Below are 401 nucleotides of genomic sequence, written 5' to 3'. Positions count from 1 at the left end.
CTTGGGCATGCGGCTGACCAGGATCGAAATCATGATGATGTTATCGATACCCAGGACGATCTCGAGGGCCGGCCGGATGAAGCAGGCAATCCAGATTTCCGGATTGGTCAGCCATTCCATGTGTATTCCTTTGAGCGAGTGTTAAACCGCGCGGCTGTCGCGCCGCTCGGTGGGGTTGTTAGGGTTATAGAGTGCTGAACAGCGGAAAAATCCCCATCAGCAACGCGGCGAACATTATGCACAGGCACACCAGCACTGCCCACTTGAGGGTGAAACGCTGGTGATCGCCAAACTCGATGCCGGCCAGGGCCACCAGGAGGTAGGTCGAGGGTACCAGCGGGCTCAGCAAGTGCACGGGCTGGCCAACGATGGAGGCGCGGGCCATTTCCACGGCGGTGATG

At 58.9% G+C, this 401-nt stretch carries 2 pseudogenes; both read right to left on the bottom strand.

The features are described 5' to 3' along the window. Nucleotides 1-120 (bottom strand): annotated as a pseudogene (locus SB756_RS28275) (TerC family protein); the annotation flags it as partial. Between the two features lie 64 nt (nucleotides 121-184). After that, nucleotides 185-401 (bottom strand): annotated as a pseudogene (locus SB756_RS28270) (citrate transporter); the annotation flags it as partial.

This window comes from Pseudomonas sp. SIMBA_068 (assembly GCF_046534705.1).
GTDB lineage: Bacteria > Pseudomonadota > Gammaproteobacteria > Pseudomonadales > Pseudomonadaceae > Aquipseudomonas > Aquipseudomonas putida.
The sequence above is the reverse complement of the archived record's forward strand: the minus strand, read 5'-3'. Positions and strand labels throughout refer to the sequence as shown.